General features: G+C 65.4%; 22 protein-coding genes and 1 pseudogene. 15 read left to right on the plus strand and 8 right to left on the minus strand.

The genetic code is table 11. The features are described 5' to 3' along the window. Nucleotides 1-164 precede the first annotated feature (164 nt). Both EYZ64_RS01400 and EYZ64_RS01405 read left to right on the plus strand, forming a co-directional pair. Nucleotides 165-1,700: an APC family permease gene (locus EYZ64_RS01400; RefSeq protein WP_135451542.1), complete on the plus strand. Its 1,536-nt coding sequence runs from the start codon at nt 165-167 to the stop codon at nt 1,698-1,700. 51 nt (nt 1,701-1,751) lie between these two features. Beyond that, nucleotides 1,752-1,997 (plus strand): hypothetical protein, encoded by a 246-nt coding sequence (locus EYZ64_RS01405; RefSeq protein ID WP_135451543.1) that lies wholly within the window; start codon nt 1,752-1,754, stop codon nt 1,995-1,997. Here the strand turns inward: EYZ64_RS01405 and EYZ64_RS01410 are convergent. Both EYZ64_RS01410 and EYZ64_RS01415 read right to left on the minus strand, forming a co-directional pair. Further along, the gene (locus tag EYZ64_RS01410) at nt 1,977-2,873 is read right to left on the minus strand and encodes an alpha/beta hydrolase (RefSeq protein ID WP_167857667.1); all 897 of its coding nucleotides are present in this window, start codon (nt 2,871-2,873) and stop codon (nt 1,977-1,979) included. The two genes, EYZ64_RS01405 and EYZ64_RS01410, sit on opposite strands and share 21 nt — an antisense overlap. Before the next feature lie 132 nt (nt 2,874-3,005). Beyond that, the gene (locus EYZ64_RS01415; RefSeq protein ID WP_210115443.1) at nt 3,006-3,368 is read right to left on the minus strand and encodes a nuclear transport factor 2 family protein; all 363 of its coding nucleotides are present in this window, start codon (nt 3,366-3,368) and stop codon (nt 3,006-3,008) included. Nucleotides 3,369-3,457: 89 nt separating this feature from the next. On the opposite strand from EYZ64_RS01415, the gene EYZ64_RS01420 reads away from it, so the two are divergent. Continuing rightward, complete coding sequence (locus EYZ64_RS01420; RefSeq protein WP_135451545.1) at nt 3,458-4,285, plus strand: MerR family transcriptional regulator; 828 nt, start codon at nt 3,458-3,460, stop codon at nt 4,283-4,285. After that, complete coding sequence (locus EYZ64_RS01425; RefSeq protein WP_286174552.1) at nt 4,240-5,052, plus strand: SDR family oxidoreductase; 813 nt, start codon at nt 4,240-4,242, stop codon at nt 5,050-5,052. Before EYZ64_RS01420 ends, EYZ64_RS01425 begins: the two co-directional genes overlap by 46 nt. A gap of 100 nt (nt 5,053-5,152) precedes the next feature. Here the strand turns inward: EYZ64_RS01425 and EYZ64_RS01430 are convergent, their stop codons facing one another. Beyond that, a complete protein-coding gene (locus tag EYZ64_RS01430; RefSeq protein WP_135451546.1) occupies nt 5,153-7,315 on the minus strand; it encodes an acyl-CoA dehydrogenase family protein in 2,163 nt (720 codons plus the stop codon). Between the two features lie 125 nt (nt 7,316-7,440). Between EYZ64_RS01430 and EYZ64_RS01435 the strand changes: the two genes are divergently transcribed. Both EYZ64_RS01435 and EYZ64_RS01440 read left to right on the plus strand, forming a co-directional pair. Next, complete coding sequence (locus EYZ64_RS01435) at nt 7,441-8,664, plus strand: alpha/beta hydrolase (protein WP_135451547.1); 1,224 nt, start codon at nt 7,441-7,443, stop codon at nt 8,662-8,664. A gap of 26 nt (nt 8,665-8,690) precedes the next feature. Beyond that, nucleotides 8,691-10,109 (plus strand): WS/DGAT/MGAT family O-acyltransferase, encoded by a 1,419-nt coding sequence (locus EYZ64_RS01440; RefSeq protein WP_135451548.1) that lies wholly within the window; start codon nt 8,691-8,693, stop codon nt 10,107-10,109. Between the two features lie 466 nt (nt 10,110-10,575). On the opposite strand, the gene EYZ64_RS01450 is transcribed toward EYZ64_RS01440, so the two are convergent. Both EYZ64_RS01450 and EYZ64_RS01455 read right to left on the minus strand, forming a co-directional pair. Next, a complete protein-coding gene (locus tag EYZ64_RS01450) occupies nt 10,576-11,367 on the minus strand; it encodes a YoaK family protein (RefSeq protein ID WP_135451550.1) in 792 nt (263 codons plus the stop codon). A gap of 105 nt (nt 11,368-11,472) precedes the next feature. Then, on the minus strand, nt 11,473-13,038 hold the full coding sequence (locus EYZ64_RS01455) for a sensor histidine kinase (protein ID WP_135451551.1): 1,566 nt from the start codon (nt 13,036-13,038) through the stop codon (nt 11,473-11,475). Nucleotides 13,039-13,284: 246 nt separating this feature from the next. On the opposite strand from EYZ64_RS01455, the gene EYZ64_RS01460 reads away from it, so the two are divergent. Next, complete coding sequence (locus EYZ64_RS01460; protein ID WP_135451552.1) at nt 13,285-13,986, plus strand: response regulator transcription factor; 702 nt, start codon at nt 13,285-13,287, stop codon at nt 13,984-13,986. A 64-nt stretch (nt 13,987-14,050) separates the two neighbouring features. Continuing rightward, nucleotides 14,051-14,437, plus strand: coding sequence for a LytR/AlgR family response regulator transcription factor (locus EYZ64_RS01465; protein WP_135451553.1), 387 nt, complete (start codon nt 14,051-14,053; stop codon nt 14,435-14,437). Between the two features lie 40 nt (nt 14,438-14,477). Here the strand turns inward: EYZ64_RS01465 and EYZ64_RS01470 are convergent, their stop codons facing one another. Next, the gene (locus tag EYZ64_RS01470; protein ID WP_135451554.1) at nt 14,478-14,741 is read right to left on the minus strand and encodes a hypothetical protein; all 264 of its coding nucleotides are present in this window, start codon (nt 14,739-14,741) and stop codon (nt 14,478-14,480) included. A gap of 137 nt (nt 14,742-14,878) precedes the next feature. Further along, on the minus strand, nt 14,879-15,115 hold the full coding sequence (locus EYZ64_RS01475; protein ID WP_135451555.1) for a hypothetical protein: 237 nt from the start codon (nt 15,113-15,115) through the stop codon (nt 14,879-14,881). Nucleotides 15,116-15,346: 231 nt separating this feature from the next. Here EYZ64_RS01475 and EYZ64_RS01480 point away from each other — a divergent pair, with 231 nt between their 5' ends. From EYZ64_RS01480 to EYZ64_RS01500, 5 genes and pseudogenes are all read left to right on the plus strand, one after another. Next, entirely contained in the window at nt 15,347-15,580 is a 234-nt protein-coding gene (locus EYZ64_RS01480; RefSeq protein WP_286174554.1) for a hypothetical protein, read from the plus strand. Nucleotides 15,581-15,642: 62 nt separating this feature from the next. Then, nucleotides 15,643-17,205: a FadD7 family fatty acid--CoA ligase gene (locus tag EYZ64_RS01485; protein WP_286174556.1), complete on the plus strand. Its 1,563-nt coding sequence runs from the start codon at nt 15,643-15,645 to the stop codon at nt 17,203-17,205. 34 nt (nt 17,206-17,239) lie between these two features. After that, complete coding sequence (oxc, locus tag EYZ64_RS01490; protein WP_135451557.1) at nt 17,240-18,967, plus strand: oxalyl-CoA decarboxylase; 1,728 nt, start codon at nt 17,240-17,242, stop codon at nt 18,965-18,967. A gap of 31 nt (nt 18,968-18,998) precedes the next feature. Continuing rightward, nucleotides 18,999-20,261 carry a formyl-CoA transferase gene (gene frc / locus EYZ64_RS01495; RefSeq protein WP_135451558.1) on the plus strand — a complete coding sequence of 421 codons (1,263 nt, stop codon included), beginning with the start codon at nt 18,999-19,001 and terminating at the stop codon, nt 20,259-20,261. 63 nt (nt 20,262-20,324) lie between these two features. Next, nucleotides 20,325-20,516: pseudogene (locus EYZ64_RS01500) on the plus strand (mycothiol transferase); the annotation flags it as partial. A 44-nt stretch (nt 20,517-20,560) separates the two neighbouring features. Here EYZ64_RS01500 and EYZ64_RS01505 read toward each other — a convergent pair. Continuing rightward, entirely contained in the window at nt 20,561-21,553 is a 993-nt protein-coding gene (locus EYZ64_RS01505; RefSeq protein WP_135451559.1) for a GlxA family transcriptional regulator, read from the minus strand. A gap of 130 nt (nt 21,554-21,683) precedes the next feature. Between EYZ64_RS01505 and EYZ64_RS01510 the strand changes: the two genes are divergently transcribed. Together EYZ64_RS01510 and EYZ64_RS01515 are read left to right on the plus strand one after the other, a co-directional pair. Further along, complete coding sequence (locus EYZ64_RS01510; protein ID WP_135451560.1) at nt 21,684-22,364, plus strand: HD domain-containing protein; 681 nt, start codon at nt 21,684-21,686, stop codon at nt 22,362-22,364. 96 nt (nt 22,365-22,460) lie between these two features. Beyond that, a complete protein-coding gene (locus EYZ64_RS01515) occupies nt 22,461-23,405 on the plus strand; it encodes an SDR family NAD(P)-dependent oxidoreductase (protein ID WP_135451561.1) in 945 nt (314 codons plus the stop codon). Nucleotides 23,406-23,530: the final 125 nt, after the last annotated feature.

Here is a 23,530-nt window from a genome sequence, read left to right on the forward strand (position 1 = left end):
GCGGTAGCTGTGATGGCCCTCACCGTAAACGGTCGCAACCATTTATGTCAATGGTTGCCGATAACGCTTGCCAACCGGTTTTGGTCGTGCCAATATGCCTTAGGTTCGCACTGTGGCCCAGGCCACATCGAGCATCCACTGTTACCTGGAAGGTATCCCGCTAGATGACCGATCAAGTTGTCGCTCAGAGCGAAACTGCAGCTCAAGATGTCCAACGACTGAAACGCAACGCCGTCGGCACCGTCGGCGTGATCTTCATGGCGGTAGCGACTGCCGCACCGATCACCGCAATGGTCGGCAACGTTCCGATCGCTGTCGGCTTCGGAAATGGTTCTCACGCGCCCGCCGGCTACATCGTGGCGACCATCGTCCTCGGCCTCTTCGCCGTGGGCTACGCGACCATGGCCAAGCACATCACCACCACCGGCGCCTTCTACGGCTACATCTCCCACGGCCTCGGCCGCATCGTCGGGATGGCCAGCGGTGGACTGATCACCATGGCCTATGTGGTGTTCGAGGCCTCGCTGATCGGGATCTTCTCGTTCTTCTTCCAGAACTTCATGCAATCCCAGCTGGGCGTCCATATTCACTGGATAATCCCGGCGCTGCTGATGCTGGCGGTCAACGCGATCCTGACCTACTTCGACGTCAACCTGACCGCCAAGGTGCTCGGCGTGTTCCTGGTGACCGAGATCGTCATGCTGGCGCTCGGTGCGGTGGCGGTGCTGTTCAAGGGCGGCGGTCCACAGGGTTTCGCGGCGGCCGAGATCGTCAACCCCATCGGTGCGTTCTCGCCCGCTGCTGGAATCGCCGGTGCCAGTGCAGGTTTGGGTCTGTTCTTCGCTTTCTGGTCGTGGGTCGGGTTCGAATCGACCGCCATGTACGGCGAGGAGTCGCGCAACCCGAAGAAGATCATCCCCCGGGCCACCATGCTGAGTGTCGTCGGCGTCGGCCTGTTCTACGTCTTCGTGTCCTGGATGGCCATCGCGGGCACCGGCCCGGAGCGGGCCGTGGAACTCGCGCAGGATTCCTCGACGTCCTCCGAGATCTTCTTCGGCCCGGTGCGCGATGCCTATGGCGAGTGGGCGATCACGGTGTTCAACGTGCTGCTGGTCAGCGGGTCATTCGCCTGCGGGATGGCGTTCCATAACTGCGCCTCGCGGTATCTGTACGCACTCGGACGTGAAGGTCTGTCCAAGAACCTGCAGAAGACCTTGGGCGCCACGCATCCCACCCACGGATCGCCGCACATCGCCTCGTTCGTGCAGAGCGGCATCACGTTGGTGATTATCCTGTCCTTCTTGTTCGCCGGCATGGACCCCTATGTGCACATGTACACGCTGCTGGCGATCCTGGGCACGATGGCGATCCTGATCGTGCAGTCGCTGTGCGCCTTCTCGGTAATCAGCTACTTCCACATCCGCAAGAACCACCCGGTGTCCAAGCACTGGTTCAAGACGCTGGTCGCCCCCGGTCTCGGCGGGATCGGCATGCTCTACGTCGTGTACCTGCTGTGGGAGCACAAAGATGCAGCTGCCGGGACGGCTTCCGGCGCGCTGCTGTTCAAGCTGACGCCGTGGATCGTGGTGGGAATCTTCGTCCTGGGCGCGGGCATGGCCACCTACTTCAAGCTGCGCGATCCGCGCCGCTACGAGTTGATCGGACGGATCGTGTTCGAGGACAACGTTGTCCGCGACTGAAGCTGTTCGAGGCGCACGTCATCCGCGACTGATCAGCGACCAGGCCGGTAGATGGACTCCTTCGAACGCGTGCTCTTGAAGTTCGTCCTCGCGTGGGCTCCCTATGGGGGTCCGCGCGAGGACGACGTCTGGCTGGAGTTCGGCATGACCGCCGAGCAGTTGTGTGTTCGGTTCGCCAGGATCGTCTCGGGTCTGGTCCCCAGGGCCAAGGGCCTGTCGGTCGCCGACCGCTGCCTGTTGGAACGCGCCTGCCGGTATCTGCGGCACCAGCGTGAATCAGCCAAACGCGGCGCGTAGATTCGCACACTGGCTGGCCATGAAGGCTTGGGCCACCGGTGTTTTCGCCGCGATCTGGTCAAACCCGTGGAACGCTCCGTACACCTCTTCCACCTGGCATTGGACCCCGGCGGCGCGCAGGCGTTCGGCGTAGGCCATGTCCTCGTCGTGGAAAAGGTCCAGGGTTCCGACACCGATCCAGGCCGGCGGCAGCCCGGCTAGATCGACGCGGCGGCCCGGCACGGCGACGGCCGGATCGGCTCCGCCGAGGTAGGCCGACCAGCCGAACTTGTTGCTGCCCTGGGTCCACAGCCGGTGGCCGGGATTCTCCAACTCCGGGCCCACCGACCTGTCGTCGAGCATCGGGTAGACGAGTATCTGTGCGGCCAGCGATACCTCGCCGCGATCGCGGGCAAGCAGGGCGAGGGCGGCGGCCAACCCACCGCCTGCGCTGGCACCGGCGACCGCGACCCGTGACGAATCGACTGCGGGCAGTGCCGCGAGCCATTTCAGCGCCTCGTAGCAGTCCTCCAACCCGGCCGGGTAGGGGTTCTGCGGCGCCAGTCGGTACTTGACGGCCGCCACCGTGGCGCCGAGTTCCCTGGCGAAGCGGCGGCACAGGGCATCGTCCTGCGCCGGGCTGCCCAGCACGTAGCCGCCACCGTGGATCCACAACAGGGCCGGCGTCGGTTCGGCCACCCCGGTCGGCCGGAACAGGCGCACCCCGACACCGGAGCTCAACGTGAGCACCTCGACGTCCTCGGGTGTCTGCCGGTTCTGCAACGCCGTCAGACGCTGCAGCAGCGGCAGGGAACGCCTGGTCACCAGCTGACGTGGGATGAAGCGGGCGATGCGTTCGAGGTCCGGATGGAAGCTGGGCGGGGTGGCGGTCGTCACCCCCACAGTTCTACCCGGTGATCTCGGTGGTGTGGAAAAAACCGCCAGACCGCTGGTAAGACGTCGATATTGCCTGGCACTAACGTCGTGAAGGGTCACGACGGGCAATTCGATGTCGCCGTGCCGGGTTCGTCAGGACTTGTTGAACACGGTGAACAACGCGGCGATCAGGTCCTCGCGGGTCACGATGTAGTTGGTGAGGATCAACTCCTCGGGCAGATTTGTCTTGTCGTAGTCGCCGTCATAACGGGCTCGCAGCACCGTTACCCCGGACCGCTCCACCACCTCGATGACCTGCATGGTGACTCGATCACCAACGATCTCGTCGCGCACCCAGGCGCGGATGGCGTCTGGAGTGGTGAACTCGCGCTGGTTGTCGTGGACCAGCGCGTCAGGAGTGAGAGCGGCCAGGACCGCTTCGACATCGAAGGCATTGACGGCGTCGACGTAACGGCGCGCCGCGGCGGGTATTTCACACATCTGTTCAATGGACATGCCGACAGCATCGACCCGTCGGTAAGCGGAGGGTCAAGGCCGACACCGAACCTTGAGTCTCCCCCTGGGGGAGCCTTCACACTGACCTCATGACGATCGATCTGTCCATCGGAGATTTCTCCCGAATGACGCAGCTGTCGGTCAAGACGCTGCGGCACTATCACGAGGTCGGACTGCTCGAGCCGGACCGTATCGATTCGAGCACCGGGTACCGGTACTACGTCGCCGACCAGGTGCCGACGGCGCAGGTGGTGCGCCGGCTCCGTCAGCTGGGCATGCCCATTGCCGATGTGCGAGCGGTGCTGGCGTCCGCCCCCGCCGACCGCAACAGGCTGATCAGCGGTCACCTGCAACGGTTGGAGGACCAACTAGCCGAGACCCGCGGCGCCGTCGAATCCCTGCGCGCGATCCTCGAACGTCCCGGGGGGAATTCAGCAGCCGCGGCTATCGAGCACATCAGTGTCGCGGCGACCTCGGCCGCAGCGATCACCGCGACCGTCGACCGCGACGATCTGTTGCCTTGGTGGCATGGCGCCATGGGTGAACTACGGGCAACGGTCGCCGCAAATGCGAACTCGGGGGCTGCCGGTGCGCCCGCGGCTCTGTTCGACTTCGACATCTTCGCCCACGATCACGGCACCGCAACCGTGTTCATTCCCGTCGAACGCGGTGTGCGGCCGGCCGGGCGCGTGCAGGACGTCGTCATCCCGGCGGCCGAGCTCGCGGTCATGCGTCACCGCGGATCGCATGACGACGTCGACCTGGCCTACAGCGCTCTCGGCGAGTACGCGAACCGCCACGAAATCAGTGTCGAGGGCCCGCTGCGTGAGTACTACGAGCGATTCGCTTGGGACACAGACGATTCCACGGAATGGCTGACCACATTGTGCTGGCCGGTATTTCGGGCCGACGCATGAGCACGTTGCAGGGGCGGCGCGCGGTGGTCACCGGCGGCACCAAGGGTGCCGGTGCGGCGATCGTCGCCCGGCTGCGGGCTGCCGGTGCGCACGTGACCGCAGTGGCGCGTCACCACGGCGACGGCGTCCTGGCAGCAGATGATTTCGTCGCCGCGGACCTCACCTCGGTGACCGATGTCGCCGATCTGGCTTCTCATGTTCGCCGGAATGGCGGTGCCCAGATCCTGGTGCACACAGCGGGCGGCTCCGGGGCGCCACCCGGAGGTTTCGCGGCGCTATGCGATCAGGACTGGGCCGACGAGCTCAACCTGAACCTGTTGGCGGCGGTTCGGCTCGACCGGGCACTGCTGCCGATGATGATCGAAGCCGCCTCGGGCGCGGTGGTGCATATCGGGTCGATTCAGAGTCGGATGCCGCTGTACGACGGCACCCTGGGGTATGCCGCGGCAAAGGCTGCCCTGCGGGCCTATAGCAAGGGGCTGGCCAATGAGTTGGCGCCCAAGGGTATTCGGGTCAATACCGTATCCCCGGGATTCATTCAGACCACGGCAGCCGAGGCGTTGATCGATCGCATCGCCACAGCCGCCGACGGATCCCGCGAGGAGGCACTCGAATCGTTGATGTCCGCGCTCGGTGGTATTCCGCTGGGGAGGCCGGCCCGGCCTGCCGAAGTCGCCGAGGTGGTCGGGTTCCTGGTGTCCGACGCCGCATCCTCGATCGTGGGTGCCGATGTGGTGGTCGACGGCGGCACTGTGCCGACGGTGTAGGCCGTCGCAACTGAGCAGCCGTATCGCGAACGCGCGCAATGTGTCGTCCTGACACGGTGTGTCGAGGCGCAAACACGCACGCTCGCGGTGCTCGGGGAACCTACTTGAGCAGCGGGTCGCGGGGCAGGCCGAGGATGCGTTCGGCAATGGTGTTGCGGGTGATCTCCGACGTTCCGCCGGCGATCGTCATGGCCCGGTTGCCGAGATAGGCCCGGGTCAGTTTCGGTGTCTGGCCGGTGACCCCGGCAGAGCCGACCAGGTCCATGCCCAGTTCGGTCAGATGCTGGGAATGCTCGGCCACCAGCAGCTTGGTGACGTTGCCCTCGGGACCGGGCTCGGTCCCGGCGATGGCCCGGCTGACCCGGCGCAGATTCAGCAGACGGAGGGTGTGGCCGACGGCGATCACCTCACCGGCGCGGCGTACGTAGCGGGCCCCGTCGGGATCCGCGTCGATCAGGGCCACCAGTTCGTCGGCGTCGAATCCGGTCGGCGCCGCCGAACCGCCGCCGATCGAGATGCGCTCGTTGCCGAGGGTGGCCCGGGCGACCAGCCAACCCCGGTTCACGTCGCCGACCACATCGGTGTCCGGAACGAAGACATCGTCGAAGAACACCTCGTTGAAATGTGCGTCACCGGTCAGGCCGCGCAACGGATTCACCGTCACCCCAGGGGATTTCATGTCGATCGCCATCATGGTGACACCGGCGTGCTTGGGTGCGTCGGGATCTGTGCGCACCGTGGCCAGGCCCCACTGGCAATGTTGGGCGAGGCTGGTCCACACCTTCTGGCCGGTGACCCGCCATCCGCCGTCGACCTTCTTGGCCGCGGTGCGCACCGCGGCCGCGTCCGAACCCGCGCCCGGCTCGGAGAACAGCTGGCACCACATGACCTGCCCGCGCAGCACGGGCTCCACCCAGCGCTCGCGCTGATCGTCGGTACCGGCCTGGGCGATGGTCAGGGTGACCCAGCCGGTGATGCCCATGTCGGCCCGTTCGACGTCCGTGAATTCCTCTTCGATCACCAACTGTTCCAACACATTCGCGGCCCGGCCCCACGGCTTGGGCCAGTGCGGCACCAGGTAGCCGGAGTCCACCAGGTAGTCGCGGCGTTTGTCCTCGGGCAGGGCGCGGACCGCGGCCGCGGCGTCGCGCGCGTCTTGCCGGTACTGCTCGGCCTCTTCCGGTAGCGCGAACGACGCCCCGTGTGCCAGTCCGCTGCGTTGCCCGTCGACGACGTCGACCAGGGGATCGGCGCCGTCACCGAGTACCGCGGCCAGCGTGCGGGCGCGGCGCAGGTAGAGGTGTGCGTCGTGCTCCCAGGTGAACGCGATTCCGCCGTGGAGTTGAACGTTGGTCTGCGCACAGAAGATCTGGGCCCGGATGGCGTGGGCCGTGGCCACCGCGGCGGCGAACCAGGCGCCGTCGAGGTTGTCTGCGCGGGCGGCGTCCCAGACCGCCGCGGTGGTCTGTTCGGCGTCGACGAGCATGTTGGCCGCGTGGTGCTTGACGGCCTGGAAGGTGCCGATGGTGCGCCCGAACTGCTCGCGCACCTTCGCGTATTCGACGGCCATGTCGAGCGCCGCCCAGGAAACCCCGACCGCTTCCGCGGAACCGAGGATGCGGAACACCGTCCGGGCGGCCCGCGCGGCACCACGCAGGATCCGGCTTTCGTCGACGGCCACCGCCCGTAGATCCACCGCGCCGATGCTGCGGGTGGTGTCGAGGGAATCCTCTGCGGTGACGGTGATTCCGTCGGCTGTGGCATCCAGGACGACGACGTCGTCACCGGCGGCCAGCACGAGTACCTGGGCGTCGGGAGCGCCGAGTACGGCGCGCGCCTGCCCGCCGAGAAGTCCATCGGCGCCGACGCTCACCGAGCCGGCGAGCCCCAGGGCTGCCACGGTGGCCCCGCTGGCCAGGCCCGGAAGTAGTTCGGCCCGAACGGTATCCGGGGCGTAGCGGTCGATGACCACGGAGGCTGACACGGTCGGCAGGAACGGGCCCGGGGACAGTTCTCGGCCGGCGACCTCGGCAACCACCGCAAGTTCGGGCAGGCCGAAGCCGGAACCGCCGTATTCCTCGGAGATGGCCAGCCCGTTCCAGCCGAGTTCGGCACCGGCAGACCAGATCTCATCGGGGTAGGTGCCGGCGTTCTCAAGCGTGGCGCGGGCGGCCGCGCGGCTGTCGAGCCGGTTCAGCTGGCCCAACGCCGCGTCGGCGAGATCCTGGTGCTCTTCGGTGATGGCCAGCGCAGACTTAGTCATGTTTAGCGAAGCTAACGGGGGTGCCACGGGTACGTCGACGTGATGCAGGTCACATTTGAGCGGCGGGGTGAACAAGTCGGCGAAGTTGTCCCGTCCGTCAATCCGCTGCGGGGTACGCTCGCGCAATGACGGCACGACCGGATAACCGGTACCCCGCACCGACGCTCGCTGATCGAGCTCGATGGTTGCTGCATGCCAAGCCTGCCGACCACATGCTGGCGCTGAGCGTGGCATCAACTTCGCTACCAGTCGTGGGTAAGCACCTGGAACCGCTCGGCGCCCTCACTGCGATGAGTGTGTGGGGATTCCGCCACCTGCCTGAATTCGTCTCTTCCTCGGCGAAGTCCTGGTTCGCCCCGGACGACAGCGAGCTCCGCAAGGCGGAGCGGGAGCAGACCAACGCTGTCGCGCAGGAGGCGCTGCGCGGGGTGGTCTCGCCCGCTGACCTGGCGATCGACTGGCCGGCCCCGGACAACATGCCGCCCTTGTGGCACACCATGGAATACCGGCGCGACGTGTACCGCACTTCGGTCCGCTACGGCGACGACCCGGCCCAGTTGCTCGATGTGTGGCGGCCCAAGCACCTGCCCTCCGAGCCGGCGCCGGTGCTGCTGTTCGTGCCGGGCGGTGGCTGGGTGCACGGCGGCCGGATCCTGCAGGGCTACGCGCTGATGTCACATCTGGCCCAGCAGGGTTGGGTATGTCTGTCGATCGACTACCGGGTGGCGCCGCATCACCGCTGGCCCCGGCACATCACCGACGTCAAGGCCGCAATCGCCTGGGCGCGGGCCAATGTCGACAAGTTCGGTGGCGACCGCAACTTCGTCGCCGTCGCGGGCTGCTCGGCCGGTGGTCACCTCGCCGCACTTGCCGGCCTCACCCCCAACGACCCGGACCTGCAGGGGAATCTGCCCGACGGGGCCGACACTTCAGTCGACGCCGTGGTGGGCATCTACGGGCGCTACGACTGGGAGGACCGCTCCACCGAGGAGCGGGTCCGGTTCGTCGACTTCCTCGAACGGATCGTGGTGGGCCGCAAGATCGATCGCCATCCGGAGATCTTCCGGGAGGCCTCACCGATCGCCCGGGTCCATCCCGACGCGCCACCGTTCCTGGTCATCCACGGCACCGGTGACAGCGTCATCCCAGTGGCGCAGGCCCGCAGTTTCGTCGACAAGCTCAAGGCCGTCTCGCGGGCAGTGGTGAGCTACATTGAGCTGCCCGGCGCCGGACACGCCTTCGACATGACCGACGGGGCCAGAACCGGGGCGATGGCCACCGCAATCGGCTTGTTCCTCAGCCAAATTCACCGAAACCGGGCGATGGGCGAGGCTAAAGCAGTCATATAGACGTTTCCACACCTGGGGAGGACACCGTGAAGCGGTTGAGTGGGTGGGACGCGTTCCTGCTTTATACAGAGACACCCAACGTGCACATGCACACGTTGAAGATCGCGGTCATCGCGCTCGACGACATGGGGGACCGGACCTTCGGAATCGACGAATTCCGGGAGGTGATCCGCGGACGGCTGCACAAGCTGGACCCGTTCCGCTATCAGCTCGTCGACATACCGTTCAAGTTCCATCACCCGATGTGGCGGGAGAACTGCGACGTCGACCTGGAGTACCACGTCCGGCCGTGGCGGGTACGCGCCCCGGGCGGGCGCCGCGAACTCGACGAGGCCATCGGCCAGATCGGCAGTACCTCGTTGGACCGCAGCCGGCCGTTGTGGGAGATGTACTTCGTCGAGGGCCTGGCCAACGGGCGTATCGCGGTGGTCGGCAAGATTCACCACGCGCTGGCCGACGGGGTCGCCTCGGCGAATCTGCTGGCCCGCGGGATGGACCTGCGCGACGGCCCGGGTCCCGACGACGAGTCGTATGTCACCGATCCTGCGCCCACCAAGACCGAACTGGTGCGCTCGGCATTCGCCGATCACATGCGCCAGCTCGGCCGGTTGCCCGGGACCATGCGTTACACGGCCAAGGGGTTCGGGCGGGTTCGACGCAGCAGCCGCAAGTTGTCGCCCGAGCTGACCCGGCCCTTCACACCGCCGCCCAGCTTCATGAACCACATCCTCGATGAAAAGCGACTCTTCGCCACGGCCACACTGGCATTGGCCGATGTCAAGGAGACGAGCAAGAAGCTCGGGGTGACGATCAACGACCTGGTGCTGGCGATGTCGTCGGGAGCACTGCGTACGTTGTCGCTCAAGTACGACGGCAAGGCCGACCATCCGCTGCTGGCGTCGGTGCCGATGAGTTTCGACTTCTCACCGGATCGCATCTCGGGCAATCGGTTCAGCGGCGTGCTGGTGGCGCTGCCGGTGGACGTCGCCGATACCGCTGAGCGGGTGCGCCAGGCGCACGACGCTGCCGCCCTGGCCAAGGAAAGCCATCAGCTGATCGGTCCCGAACTGATCGCCCGCTGGGCTGCGTACATGCCGCCGGCCCCGGTGGAGGCGATGTTCAAGTGGCTGTCCCATCAGGACGGTCAGAACAAGGTGCTCAACCTCAACATCTCCAACGTGCCGGGTCCACGGGAACGCGGCAAGGTCGGCGGTGCCACGGTCACCGAGATCTATTCGGTGGGGCCGATCACCACCGGCAGCGGGCTCAACATCACGGTGTGGAGCTATGTCGACCAACTCAACATCTCGGTGCTCTCCGACGATGCCACCGTCGACGATCCTCACGAGGTCACCGACGGGATGATCGAGGAGTTCCGCGAGATCCGCAGGGTGGCAGGACTTTCCGACAAGCTGACGGTCGTCGAGTCGGCGATGCCGCAGTAGCGGAGGGGCTCGGCTGCTCTTCGGCAGATTCCGCTATCGGTACCAGCCCCACGGCCACCAGCCGGGGCCCCCGCCTCGGTCACCGTGCCAGCCGCCGCCATGCCAGCCGCCGCCATGCCCGCCGCCGTGCCAGCCGGCCGCGAGGACAGTGGCGCCCGTGGCCGCCGGAGCCGGCTCCGCTGCAGCTGCGGGGGCAGCGGCAGCAATAGCTATGGCGGTCGTGCCGGCCGCAAGGGCAGACGTGAGGCATCTCAATGAGGTCTTCATCTCCGCACTCCTTCGAAAGTGCCAGCGTTCTTTGCAATTTCCAGAGTTGCACCGCAACAAGGCCATGTCGTCACCGCTGGCATCCGTTGGTGCTTCCCGGTAGCTGGAAATTGTGCCGAGCCGACGATGGCTCCGCGGAGCGCCAAGCCCAATCGCACCAGCCCGGAACAGTCGTCAAGGCGTCACCAATCGAACAGTCCTAGCCAGCCGAGGCATCTGATGTCAGGTGGGCCGCAAACACCTTGCCCGCAGCGATCACGAGGACGGTAACCACGAGCGGTAGCACGGGTGCGCAACTGCGGGCATGTTCAAAGAGCAATCCACCGGCCATGGCGCCCGCGATCAGACCGATCAGGACGCCGGCCAATCGGGGTAGCTCGGACCGTGCCCGGGTCCCGGCGACCACCCCCGTGAGCGCGACCAGGGTGAAGGTCCCTGCCGTGGTGAAAACCCCCAGAACGCCGAGCGATCGAACTGCTGCCGTCTGAACCCCCATGGCCAGGGCCGACAGCATGATGAGCACATAGGTGGCGTGCGGTGACGGGTGTCCGGAATTCGCGCGCCAGATGATGAGAAACACAGCCTCAGACATGGCAACGAGCGCCAGCAGCGTAGACATCCGGTGCGGCCAGAGTCCCGCTTCGCCGGGGCGGCCTGCCGCGAATCGCAGGCCGACAAACGATCCGACGGCAAATGCCACCAGTGCGATGGCGACCGGTACATCCGGGCCGCCGATGTCCGCGATTCCGAATCCGAGGAACACGAGATTGCCCGTCATGAAGGCCGAGAAGATCTTGCCCAGGCCGAAGTAGCTGATGGCGTCGACCGTCCCCGACGCGAATGTCAACGCGATCAGCAACAGGTCTCGTATCGAGCACCCGCGCCATTCACCCAAGCTGGCAGTGCCTGCAGGGATCACTCGAATTATCTTGTTGGACAGTTGATTCAACGAGTCGTGGGTTGAGGGTCCATGGCGTGCGGTGAGCGTCATTCCTGGATGATGCGCCCGCGGTGGACTGATGTCCTCGCAGCTAGGCCCACCTCTTCGAGGCAGGGTAGTGGGAATGGTCCGATACCGGGAGGCAGGAAAACACGCTCACCGTCGGACGGTGGTGTACGGAATCTGCGCGGAAAGTGTGGTTCCGGCGTGATCCGGGCTGGAGATGTCGAGATGGCCGCCCAGAGCCTCCACCCGGTCTTTGAGTCCGATGAGACCGGATCCACGGCCGAGAGTAGCGCCGCCCACCCCATCATCGGCCACCGACAGGCGCAACTGCTGGTCATCGGTGTCGACGGTGACGGTGACCTGCGATGCGCAGGCGTGTTTGGCCGCGTTCGTCAGCGCTTCTGCGACCACGTAATAGGCTGCCACCTCAACAGATTCGGGTAGGCGTTGCCCGACGTCGACACTGAGCTCAACCGGTGTAACCGAACTGCGGCGAAGGGCCCGCAAGGCGGGGCGCAGACCCCCGTGAGACAACACCGCCGGATGGATGCCGTGTGAAATCTGCCGCAGCTCGTCACTCGCCGCAACGAGTCCGTCACTGACGGCGCCGAGCTGGTTGACTACGTCACTCCCCGGCGGCAGCGAGGCCTGAAGTGACCGAATCTGCAGTCCCAGCGCGACAAGGCGCTGTTGTGCGCCGTCATGCAGGTCGCGCTCGATGCGCCGCCTCGCCTCGTCGCCGGCAGCCACGATGCGGGCGCGTGAGGCGATCAGCTCACCATGTGCTTCGGCATTGGCGACCGCCGTGGCGACCAACTCGGCGAAATCCGTCAGGCGCTCCTCGGTGTCGGCCCGCGGAGGTTCGGGTCGCGAGAATCCGACGATCGCAGCTCCCCACAGCCGACCGTCGACGACGATCGGTGCCCCGACTCCGGAGACGAGACCGAGATCCCGGATCAGCTCGGCCAGCGAACCAGCGGCGCCTTCATGGGTGTTCATTCGGGCGACCGCGCCTGTGCGTTGCACGAGCGCCGCGATGTTGTCGCCCGCCAGGGGCAGCCGTGCGCCGATCGGCATTCTCGTCGGGCCCTCAGTGTGGGCGGCCACGATCTCGCCCATGTCGGAGTCGAGGTAGCGGAACAGGGTGGCGTTACCCACCTCCAACGCATTGGCCACCTCGTCGGCGACTGCGGCGAAGATCTCGTTTGGTGAGACACCTTGGGCGACCAGTGTGGCAATCCGGCGCAGGGCAGCCTGCCGCCGCGCCAACTCGCTGACCCGATCTGCGGCTCGCTGGGCTTCGATGGCACGCAGCCGAGCCTGGGCGCCCAAGACATTCGCCAATAATGCGATGGGCACGAACACCGCAAGTGCAACAAGGTTCGGCAGTTCGTCCGGTAGTAGCCCATCGCCGGGGACGAGGTGGATTTCCAGATAGACCACCGCACTGACAAGCGTGGTTGCCACTGCGAGACCGATTCCCCAGGCGAATGAGATCACAAGTACGCCGAGCAGGTACACCGCGCCGAAGGTCATGCGAGGTCCGATATGACCGAGCAACTGTACGAGGACGGTCTCGGCTGCGATCAATGCCGTGGCAACGATGATTCCCAGCCACAGCGGTGGGCTGGGGCGCGCCAGGATCGTCGCGAGGCGTGGCCGCTTCTGCCCGGCCCACGCCAGGATCCGATCGATCGGCCACTCGTTCGGTGTCATCGCACGCATACCTCGCTTCGCCCACGCGCCAACGGCGAGGGGGCTCCTGCCCGAATCGGCTTGCTCCCTGAAAGCAATAGTGTTCTCCGGTATCTGGTGGTGATGCGGGGTTAACGTCAAACTGTCGTGGGTGTCAGCCTCAGTGCGGATATACCGGGTAGCAGGAGAATGGGCTTCGCCGGGTGCTATCGGGGGCTCGGGGGTGCACGATTGTGCGTAACCGTTGGCCGGAGGGACGCGATTGGCATGCAGGTGGACACGGGAAATAGTCGCGACAGTGCCGGAGGTTCGACGGCAGACGGCCCACGTGTGATCGTCGCCGATGATGACGTGTTGTTGCGCGAGGGCCTGGCCAGCCTGCTGACCAGGTCGGGCTTCGACGTGGTCGCGCAGGCAGGTGATGGCGTAGAGCTGCTTTCACAGGTGCGGACGTGGCGTCCCGACGTGGTCGTCGTCGATATCCGTATGCCGCCGACCGGGACCACCGAAGGTCTTGCCGCTGCCCGGACCATCCGCGAGGAACTGCCCGACACGGCGATTCTGGTCTTGTCGGCGCATGTCGACGTCGAACACGCAATGGATCTGTTGGCCAGCGGGCACAAGATCGGCTACCTGCTCAAGAGCCGCGTCACGGATGTTGAGGAGTTCATCGACGGTCTGGTGAGGATCACCAAGGGCGGCGCGGTGCTCGACCCCAGCCTCGTCCAGGAACTGGTATCGACACGTCGGCGGGATGATCCGTTGGGGGTGCTGAGTCCACGTGAGCATGAGGTGCTGGCTTTGATGGCAGAGGGGCGCTCCAACGCGGGCATCGCACGAAACCTGTGGGTGACCGAGGGGACAGTGGAAAAGCATGTGCGATCAATCCTGTTGAAGCTCAATCTCCCCGAGACCGACGAAGATCACCGTCGGGTGCGAGCGGTGATCACTTATCTGGAGGCGCGTTGAGCGCACCTGTCGAGTTACCGCTATCTGCAATGCATTCTGAGTGTCTCTGAGTCAGGCTGTTGTGATGCAGTCCGAAGTTGAGCCATTGCGCTGCGTCATCGTCGATGACAACGCCGGCTTTCTCGACGCCGCCGCCAACTTCCTCGGCTATCACGGTGTCGCGGTGGTCGGCGTCGCGTCGACGATCGCGGAGGCCCTGAGTTGTGTCGCCCGGTTGCGGCCGGACGTGACCGTCGTGGACATCAATCTGGGAGACGAAAGCGGATTCGATTTGGCTGAGGAGCTCGCGGGCGGGCCGTCCTCGACGCAGGTGATCCTGACCTCGACTCATTCGGGACAAGAGTTCGCCGACATCATCGCGACGAGTCCGGCCCTTGCGTTCGTGCCGAAGTCAGACCTGTCCCCGGACTCCATTCGCAGAGTTCTCCATCGCTCGGCGAGTGGACACTGATAGCGGCCAGACGCGCCGAAAGGCCGGGCGATCCGGTGCTCTACCGGTGTCCTCCGTGATCGCCGCCGCCGTGATAGCCGCCATAGCCGCCCAGTAGGAACGCCTCGCCGCCGTAGGGATAGAACTGGACCCCGCCGGGCGAGTCGTTGATCTGGACGTTTCCGGGCGACTCGCAGATGGTTCCTCCCCCGCTGGCGCCGCAGGACTGACTGACTGCGGCTGAGGCGGCCGGTGCGCCAACGATCGCTACAGCGGTAAACCCGGCGAGCAACATCGGCGCGGTGCGGGTGATCGTGAACTTCATGGTGTGCTCCTTCGAATGGCTGAGCGTGTCTCATGTTCAGGATGTCGCGTCGGTGAACCCCCGTCGTCACCGTTGGCCCCCCAATTGCACCCCCGCTAGCCGCAATCTGCGTTTACCCAGGAGCGTTGAGTGGCGTCTCAGAGCAGAAATGCCTCGCCGCCATAGGGATAGAACTGAACCGGAGGTGGGGAGTCGTTGATCTGGACGTTGCCGGGTGACTGGCACACGGTTCCGGGCCCGCTCGCGGCGCAGGACTGCTGGGATCCAGTGGCATGACGGGTTGGCGCGGCGGCAGCGGTCGGTGCCGCTGAGATAGCAACCGCGGCAGCGGCCGCCGCCAAAAGCGGTGTGAGTGCGATCTGTTTGATGCTCATGGCTCGACTCCTTGTTCGGCATTTCGGACCCCCGCTGTCAGGTTGCCGACACCTACCGGTCGCTGTCGCCACCGCTGGCGCCCAGCTGTCGTTGCGGCTGCCCGGAAGAGGCTGTCCGCCGGCGGGCAGAGATTCCAGCTGGCTGGAACGACATTGGGTGTTAGCCGTGACGACGCCGGCCTGCGGAACGGCCATGGTGGATCTGCAGACGAACATCGAAGGAGCACCGCCATGAAGGGCACGATGACCCACACCGCACTGTTGTTGGCGGCCGGGGCGACCGCGGTGGCGGTAGCCGTTGTGCCTACGGCAGAAGCGGCTCCAAGCAAGGATCCGGCCCAGACCGCGCAGTCGTGCCTGACCTTGGGCGGCACTCAGAACGAATGCCAGTCGCCAGGTGACGCGCAGATCTATGACGCACCGCCGCAGGTCGACTACTACCCCTACGCAGGCGGCGGCACGTAATCGCGCCGCGCCGAAGTCATGTCTACCCGAGGGCTGAAATGAGAACTGTCTGCTGTGAACCGTTGGCCGACCACGACGCGTCATCGTGGCACCTGGGCCACATCATCGACGAACCCACCGAGATTGCGCCGACGGCGGGGGCTTTGGTTGTCGGCGCCGAACGCAATCGCATCACCTACGGTGATCTTGCGGAACTGGTTGTTGCACATTGCATTGACTTGCTTCATGGTGGACTGGAGCCCGGCGACGTGATCGCGCTGCAATCGACCAACAGCATCGAGTTCGTGGTCGCTCTCATTGGGGCGGTGCGTGCCGGTCTTGTTGTTGCACCGCTTGATCCGGCTCTGCCATGGAACGAGACGCAGGCACGCGCAGACCGGATCGGCGCTCGTGCCATCTTGACCGACAAGCAGCGGCCGGTCGACGGCGCCACGGGCGGCTGCCCACAATGGCTTGTGCAGATAGGCGCAGGGGGCGCCGTCGACGAGAAGCCTGAGATGCGTCTGGTGACAACCGATTCGGCGCGCATGGTGGCCGCGTCGGCGCCTGGTCTCACCGATCGCGACGCATTGATCATGTTCACCTCGGGTACCACGGGAACACCGAAACTCGTGCCTTGGACCCACGCCAACCTCGCGGCGTCGGTTGCGGGAATCGTCACCGCCTACCAACTGGGCCGCACCGACGCGACCGTCGCGGTGATGCCCCTGTTTCATGGCCACGGCCTGGTCGCCACTCTGCTGGCCACATTGGCAAGCGGTGGCGCGGTGGCGTTGCCGGCACGGGGGAGGTTCTCGGCGGGCACCTTTGCCGATGACGCCGCAGCAGTGGGTGCCACGTGGTACACGGCGGTGCCGACGATCCACCAGATTCTGCTTGAGCGGGCATCTGCCGAGCCGCGTGGCGGCGACCGAGGTCGATGGCGCTTCCTGCGCAGCTGCAGTGCGCCGCTCGCAGCGGCCACGGTGCGACGAATGGAGGCCATGTTCAACGCGCCAGTGCTCATGGCATATGGAATGACCGAGACCACACACCAAGCCAGCAGCGTCCTGCCCTCGGCTGGTGAGTCCGCCAGGCTTTACACCGTTGGCACACCGACGAGTTCGTCGGTGCGGATTGCCGATGGCTTTGGGGCGCCATGTCCGCCTGGAGCCACCGGCGAAATCTGGGTGCGTGGTCCGGCCGTTGTCCGCGGATACCTCGGCAATGCCGAAGCTACTGCGGAAACGTTCGTGGACGGATGGGTGCGCAGTGGTGACCTCGGGACGGTTGACGGCCACGGGAACCTCGCAATACAGGGGAGGATCAAGGAGCTCATCAACAGAGGCGGTGAGAAGATCTCGCCCGAGCACGTCGAAGAAGTCCTGATGTCATACCCGGGTGTCGCCCAGGCGGCGGTGATCGGGATCGCCGACCCGCTCTACGGTGAACGTGTCGGCGCGATCATCGTCCGGCACAAGGGTTCTGAGCTGGACATGGCCGATTTGAACTCTTTCTGTCGAGATCGCCTCGCGCCTTTCGAAATGCCTGAGCGCATTACCTTTGCCGACCGAATACCACTCACAGCCAAGGGCTCGGTCGATCGCACGAATCTTCGCGCCTACTTGCCGACCGGCGCGAAATAGCCACGGAATCGCGTCCACACGAGGAGATATCAGCATGACACTCACGCATTCACGCGATGCCGTCGATACCCGGCCACTCGTTCACCAGGACCGCACCGATGGCTGCCATCTGGTCGTCGATGCACTGAAGCTCAACGACGTTCGGACCGTCTACGGGCTGGTCGGTATCCCGATCACTGATCTGGCCCGCATCGCACAAGCGTCAGGCCTGCGCTACATCGGATTCCGCCACGAAAGCGATGCCGTCCACGCGGCATCGGCCACAGGATTCATCACCGGTCGGCCTGGCGTGTGCCTGACCGTATCCGGACCGGGGTTCCTCAACGGTCTGGTCGCGCTGGCCAACGCAACGACGAACTGCTTTCCCGTCGTGCAGATTTCGGGATCCAGTGAGCGTCACTTGGTTGATCTCAAACGAGGGGACTACGAGGAGATCGACCAGATGGCCGCGGCCGAGCGGTTCGCGAAGGCCGCCTATCGGGTGGATCGAGCCGAAGACATCGGTCGTGGCATCGCGCGGGCGATACGGACAGCGGTGTCGGGCCGGCCCGGGGGCGTCTATCTGGACATCCCGGCCGCAGTGCTCGGTGAAGTCATCGACGCCCGGCACGGTGCGGCATCGCTCTGGCGGATCGTTGACCCGGCACCGCGGCAACTGCCCGCACCGGAGGCAGTCGATCGGGCTCTGCTCCTGTTGGCCGGCGCAAGGCGACCGCTGGTCGTGTTGGGCAAGGGGGCCGCATATGCGCAGGCCGACAAGCAGATTCGGCGATTCATCGAGCGCACCGGACTGCCGTTCTTACCGATGTCGATGGCCAAGGGTCTGTTGCCCGACGACCACCCCCAAGCGGTCGCTGCAGCTCGTTCTCTGGCCTTACGTGAAGCTGACGTCGTCATGTTGGTGGGAGCCCGGCTGAATTGGCTGCTCGGTCACGGCGAGGCGCCGCAGTGGAACCCCGACGCGAAGTTCATCCAGGTGGACATCGAGGCCACCGAGCTCGACAGCAACCAGCCGATCGCAGCGCCGTTGGTCGGTGACGTCGGTTCGGTGATGGACGCGTTGGTGACACGCAACGACGACTGCCTCACGGTCCCGACGCCGTGGCGTGACGAGTTGCGTGCCCGGTCGGACCAGAACGCGGCGAAGATGTCGGCGCGGTTGTCGGCGGATCCGCATCCAATGCAGTTCTATGGTGCGCTTCGTGCAATCCGCTGCGTGTTGCGCGCATACCCCCAGGCCTATGTCGTCAACGAAGGCGCGAACACATTGGACCTCGCGCGCAACGTGATCGACATGCAGGTGCCGCGTCACCGCCTGGACAGCGGCACCTGGGGAGTCATGGGGATCGGCATGGGCTACGCCATCGGGGCGGCCGTCGAAACCGGGAGTCCGGTCGTGGCCATCGAAGGTGACAGCGCCCTCGGGTTTTCCGGCATGGAGCTTGAAACCATCTGCCGGTATGGGCTGCCGATCGTGGTGGTCGTGTTCAACAACGGCGGCGTCTACAAGGGCGATGATGTCAACACCTCATCGAGCGATCCGGCGCCGACGGCCTTGACGCCGACTGCCCGACATGAGCTTCTGATCGAAGCATTCGGCGGCACAGGGTATTCCGTTACCACGCCTGCCGAGCTCACGGCTGCGCTCGCCGAGGCGTTGGCCTCGGGTCGCCCCGCGCTGATCGACTGCGTCATCGACCCCGCCGCAGGCACTGAAAGCGGTCACCTCACCCACCTGAATCCGAAGGTCGCCGGGCGCTGAGACGCCCGATTCCAACCTGAAAGGCAAGATCATGACCGACACAACTCTCCCGCTCGCAGGAATCAAGGTCATCGACTTCACCGGTGTGCAGGCCGGTCCGGCGTGCACGCAGATGCTGGCGTGGTTCGGCGCCGACGTTCTGAAGGTGGAGCGCCTGGCGGGCGGTGACATCACACGACACCAGTTGCGCGACATCCCCGATGTCGACGCGCTGTACTTCACGATGCTCAACAGCAACAAGCGTTCCTTGGCGATCGACACCAAGACCTCTGAGGGCCGGGAAGTGATGGACAAGCTCATTCGCGGTGCAGACGTGCTCGTGGAGAACTTCGCCCCGGGTGCGATGGACCGGATGGGCCTGAGCTGGGAGCACATGCACGAAGTCAACCCACGGCTGGTTTTCGGCTCTGTCAAAGGATTCAGCGAGCAATCACCGTGGGCTGATCTCAAGGTGTATGAGAACGTCGCGCAATGTGCAGGCGGTGCGGCGTCGACGACGGGTTTCGGGGACGGTCCGCCGACGGTCAGCGCCGCTGCCATCGGGGACAGCAACACTGGAATGCACTTACTCATCGGGATACTCACCGCGCTCATCGCCCGTGAGAAGACCGGTGTGGGGCAAAAGGTCTCGGTATCGATGCAGGATGCGGTGCTCAACTTGTGTCGGGTGAAGCTGCGTGATCAACAGCGCCTGGAGCGCGTGGGGTATCTGGAGGAGTATCCGCAGTATCCGAACGGCACATTCGACGAAGCAGTACCGCGGGGCGGCAACGCCGGCGGGGGCGGCCAACCCGGCTGGGTGCTCAAGTGCAAGGGATGGGAGGCGGATCCCAACGCCTACATCTACTTCACCATCCAGGAGCAGAACTGGGAGCGCACGTGTCAGGCGGTCGGGCGGCCGGAGTGGATTGGGGACCCGGCGTACTGCACCGCTCAGGCCCGGGAATCCCACATGTTCGAGATCTTCGACGAGATCGAGCAGTGGCTCGCAGACAAGACCAAATATGAGGCCGTCGCCATCTTGCGCGAGTACGAGGTGCCGTGTGCGCCCGTGCTGAGCATGTACGAGATCGCGCGTGACCCAGCCCTTCGCGAGGGCGGCAGTGTCGTCGAGGTGGCACACAAGGAACGCGGGATCTACCTCACCGTCGGCAGCCCCATCAAATTCTCGACGTTCTCACCGGAGATCACAGGATCGCCGCTACTCGGCGAGCACACTGACGATGTTCTCGCCGAACTCGGGTATGACGCCGACAGCATCGCCACACTGCACCGCACCGCCGTTGTGCGCTGAGCCCGCGACCAGACCACCCGTTTCGTGGGTGTCGGGGTGTGGTGGCAGCATCGGCGGGGTGCGGAGATCTGGCAGGAAGAAATCAGGTGCGCCCGCGCCAATTGCGCGGCACGTGCCCTTGATGAGACAAGCCCGTTCATGGACGGTGCGGTGAGTTTGCGCTGGATCTACACCCACATGATTGCCGAGTACGCGCGCCATTGTGGGCATGCCGACTTGATCCGAGAACGCATCGACGGCACGGTCGGTGTCTGAACTCGTTTCGGCCTGGGGTTCGCCGGGGTGCTGGTGGCAACAAGTCAGTGCCGTGCGGCGTAGCTCTGCCGGTATGTCTGTGGTGAAACACCGACCGCGCGCTGGAAGTGATAGCGCAGCGAGGCGTAGGACCCGAACCCCGACTGGTCGGCGACCCGGTCGACGGTCATCCCGGTGGATTCCAGCAGGCGGCGGGCCCGGTCCACCCGCATCCTGGTCAGCAACGCCAACGGTGTTGTCCCGAAATGGTCGCGGAACTGGCGGTTGAGGGTCCGAACACTGACCGTTGCGTGGGTGGCGATCGCGTGCAGGTCCAGTGGGGACAGCGCGTTCTCCTCCATCCAGGTGATCGTCGGCTGAAGCGGGTGGTTGGGGTCGGCGGGGCTGGCGTGCTCGATGTACTGTGCCTGGCCGCCGTCGCGCCATGCGGGTATCACCACGCGACGGGCGGTGCGCGCCGCCAGGTCGGCGCCGGCATGCTGGCGGATGAGGTGCAGGCACAGGTCCAGGCCTGATGCGACGCCGGCCGATGTCAGGACGGGACCCTCGTCGACGAACAGCACGTTAGCGTCGACGTCAACAGCGGGATACCGCGCGGCGAACTCGTCGGCCCACTGCCAGTGCGTGGTCGCTCGCCTGTGGTCCAACAGTCCGGTTGCTGCGAGCGTGAAGGCGCCGACGCACATCGACGCGACCCGCGCGCCATTGCCGGCCGCGGCGCGTATCGCGGAAACAGCCTGCGGTTCAGGAGGTTCCAGAAAGCGATGTGTCCCCGGCACGATGACGAGGTCGGCGTTCGTCAGTGCATCCAGCCCATACGGGGTGCGGATCTCGACCTGGCCCAAGTCGGCCACGGTGCTGATGAAGGCGCGCTGCCCGCACACCCGTACCTCGTATTCAGGTGGGCACTCCGGGGCATCCTCGCCGGACACTGCTGCTCGTTCCGCCGCAGCCGCATTGGCCACGCCGAAGACCAGGCCAGGGATCATCAGTTCGTAGCCCATGACCTGGTCCAACGCCAGCACCGCGACGATCATTGTGGCTAGATCTTAGCGATATATGGCTATCTGGCCACTGTTGTCGGCACCTCAGATTGCTGCAGTGTTGTGGCAGGGCATTGCGTATCGGTGTCTTCGGCAATTTCAGGACCAGCGTCGGGAGAATGGCATGTCATCTGATCTGATTGAGCGCCTCGACCTGCCGGGATCGGAGATCGCCAGCGCTGCACAACGGTTCGTCTTCGAGGTATCGCCGGAATTCGTGGCCAACCACTGTTTGAGGAGCTACCTTTTCGGCCGCGAAGTCGCCAAGGCCAAGGGTTTGCGGCCCGGCGTCGACTATGACGACGAACTGGTGTTCCTCAGTTGTATGTTGCACGATCTCGGCGTCACCGAGTATGCCAACGGGGACCAGCGTTTCGAAGTAGACGGTGCCGACGCGGCGGCCCGCTTCCTTCGGGACCACGGCCTCCCGGAAGCGCGCGTCACGACTGCTTGGCAGGCGATCGCGCTGCACACCAGCGCCGGCCTGGCGCACCGGTTCGGTGCCGTTCACGGCGTCGCCCAGATGGGTATCGCAGCGGACATTATCGGGACTGACAAGCATTTGATATCAGTGGATTTCGCTGAAGCGGTGCACGCGAAATGGCCCCGCTACGACCTCGGCCATACGCTCGCCGAGGCCATCGCAGGACAGATCGAGGCGAACCCACTGAAAGGGCCGCCCTTGACTTTTCCGGCCCACCTGCATGCCATCGTCTACCCGGAAGCACGCCCGGTCACCTGGCTGGATGCCGTGAGCGCGGCCGGCTGGAACGACCGACCCCGCTCAGCTCGCCACACTCGCTAGCAGTCGGAGGCCCTCCGTCGGAGGAGGGTCTGGATATCCGGCGCGTGCGGGCGGATCGTGGTGGTATCGCCGTTGACCGAAGAAATGGGGCACGCCATGCCGGAGCGCGCGTACGGTGCCGAGACCACGGCCGCCGAGATTGTGCGGGGTGTCGATCTGCGGTCGAAGCGGGCCGTGGTGACCGGTGCCAGTTCGGGAATCGGGATCGAGACCGCCCGCGCGCTGGCGTCCACGGGTGCCGAGGTGACGCTGGCGGTTCGCAATGTCGATGCCGGACATTCCGTTGCGGACCAGCTCGCGCGGGATCTGCCCGTGGGCGCAGGCGAAGTGCACGTCGCACCACTCGATCTGGCCGACCCGGGTTCGGTGTCCGCGTTTGTTCAGGCGTGGAGTGGGCCGTTGCACATATTGGTCAACAACGCGGGCGTGATGGCGCTGCCGCAACTCACCTTGACAGCAGATGGCTACGAAATGCAGTTCGCCACCAACCATCTCGGTCATTTCACGCTCGCCACGGGGCTATACCGGTCGCTCGCGGCGGCCGGCGGTGCCCGGGTGGTGTCGGTCGCATCGATCGGTCATCTGTTCTCACCGGTCGTGTTCGACGATCTGCACTACCGGTTCCGTCCCTACGATCAATGGACGTCGTACGGGCAGTCGAAATCGGCCAATGTGTTGTTCGCGGTCGGCGCCGCGCAGCGCTGGGCCGCCGACGGGATCGTCGCGAATGCGCTGATGCCCGGAAACATCGCCACCACTGCGCTCGCCCGCCACATGGGCGCCGACGACCTCGCCAACTTGGGGCGGGAGACGGTGCTTGCACTGCCGCCGGTGAAGACGATCGAGCAAGGTGCGGCCACCACTGTGTACCTGGCGGCCAGTCCTGACGTCGAGGGCGTGACCGGCCGCTACTACGAGGACTGTGCGGAGGCGCCGCAAGTCACCGAACGCGGCACCCACACCGGCGGCGTGGCTCCGTACGCCCTCGACCCGGAGAATGCCGATCGGCTCTGGCGGGTCTCCGAGCAGCTGACCGGCTGATCGGCGCTGAGTAGAGGCCGATGCTGGAATTGCCCGCGGTGACTGGCTCCGCCGGCGTGCCTGCAATGCCAACGAACTCCCCACTCAACGACCCCCGTGGGTCGGATAATCCGTTCGGGGCTGTG

The sequence above is a fragment of the Mycobacterium sp. DL99 genome (assembly GCF_004762045.1).
GTDB lineage: Bacteria > Actinomycetota > Actinomycetes > Mycobacteriales > Mycobacteriaceae > Mycobacterium.

Coding starts and splice junctions, on each gene's coding strand:
- EYZ64_RS01435 (WP_135451547.1), top strand. CDS start 7,441: ATGACGGCACGACCGGATAACCGGTACCCCGCACCGACGCTCGCTGAT.
- EYZ64_RS01505 (WP_135451559.1), bottom strand. CDS start 21,553: ATGATCGTCGCGGTGCTGGCGTTGGACCAGGTCATGGGCTACGAACTG.
- EYZ64_RS01400 (WP_135451542.1), top strand. CDS start 165: ATGACCGATCAAGTTGTCGCTCAGAGCGAAACTGCAGCTCAAGATGTC.
- EYZ64_RS01475 (WP_135451555.1), bottom strand. CDS start 15,115: ATGAGCATCAAACAGATCGCACTCACACCGCTTTTGGCGGCGGCCGCT.
- EYZ64_RS01420 (WP_135451545.1), top strand. CDS start 3,458: ATGACGATCGATCTGTCCATCGGAGATTTCTCCCGAATGACGCAGCTG.
- EYZ64_RS01415 (WP_210115443.1), bottom strand. CDS start 3,368: ATGTCCATTGAACAGATGTGTGAAATACCCGCCGCGGCGCGCCGTTAC.
- EYZ64_RS01455 (WP_135451551.1), bottom strand. CDS start 13,038: ATGACACCGAACGAGTGGCCGATCGATCGGATCCTGGCGTGGGCCGGG.
- EYZ64_RS01430 (WP_135451546.1), bottom strand. CDS start 7,315: ATGACTAAGTCTGCGCTGGCCATCACCGAAGAGCACCAGGATCTCGCC.
- EYZ64_RS01460 (WP_135451552.1), top strand. CDS start 13,285: ATGCAGGTGGACACGGGAAATAGTCGCGACAGTGCCGGAGGTTCGACG.
- EYZ64_RS01470 (WP_135451554.1), bottom strand. CDS start 14,741: ATGAAGTTCACGATCACCCGCACCGCGCCGATGTTGCTCGCCGGGTTT.
- EYZ64_RS01405 (WP_135451543.1), top strand. CDS start 1,752: ATGGACTCCTTCGAACGCGTGCTCTTGAAGTTCGTCCTCGCGTGGGCT.
- EYZ64_RS01450 (WP_135451550.1), bottom strand. CDS start 11,367: ATGACGCTCACCGCACGCCATGGACCCTCAACCCACGACTCGTTGAAT.
- EYZ64_RS01515 (WP_135451561.1), top strand. CDS start 22,461: ATGCCGGAGCGCGCGTACGGTGCCGAGACCACGGCCGCCGAGATTGTG.
- EYZ64_RS01480 (WP_286174554.1), top strand. CDS start 15,347: ATGAAGGGCACGATGACCCACACCGCACTGTTGTTGGCGGCCGGGGCG.
- EYZ64_RS01510 (WP_135451560.1), top strand. CDS start 21,684: ATGTCATCTGATCTGATTGAGCGCCTCGACCTGCCGGGATCGGAGATC.
- EYZ64_RS01465 (WP_135451553.1), top strand. CDS start 14,051: ATGCAGTCCGAAGTTGAGCCATTGCGCTGCGTCATCGTCGATGACAAC.
- EYZ64_RS01425 (WP_286174552.1), top strand. CDS start 4,240: ATGGCTGACCACATTGTGCTGGCCGGTATTTCGGGCCGACGCATGAGC.
- frc (WP_135451558.1), top strand. CDS start 18,999: ATGACCGACACAACTCTCCCGCTCGCAGGAATCAAGGTCATCGACTTC.
- oxc (WP_135451557.1), top strand. CDS start 17,240: ATGACACTCACGCATTCACGCGATGCCGTCGATACCCGGCCACTCGTT.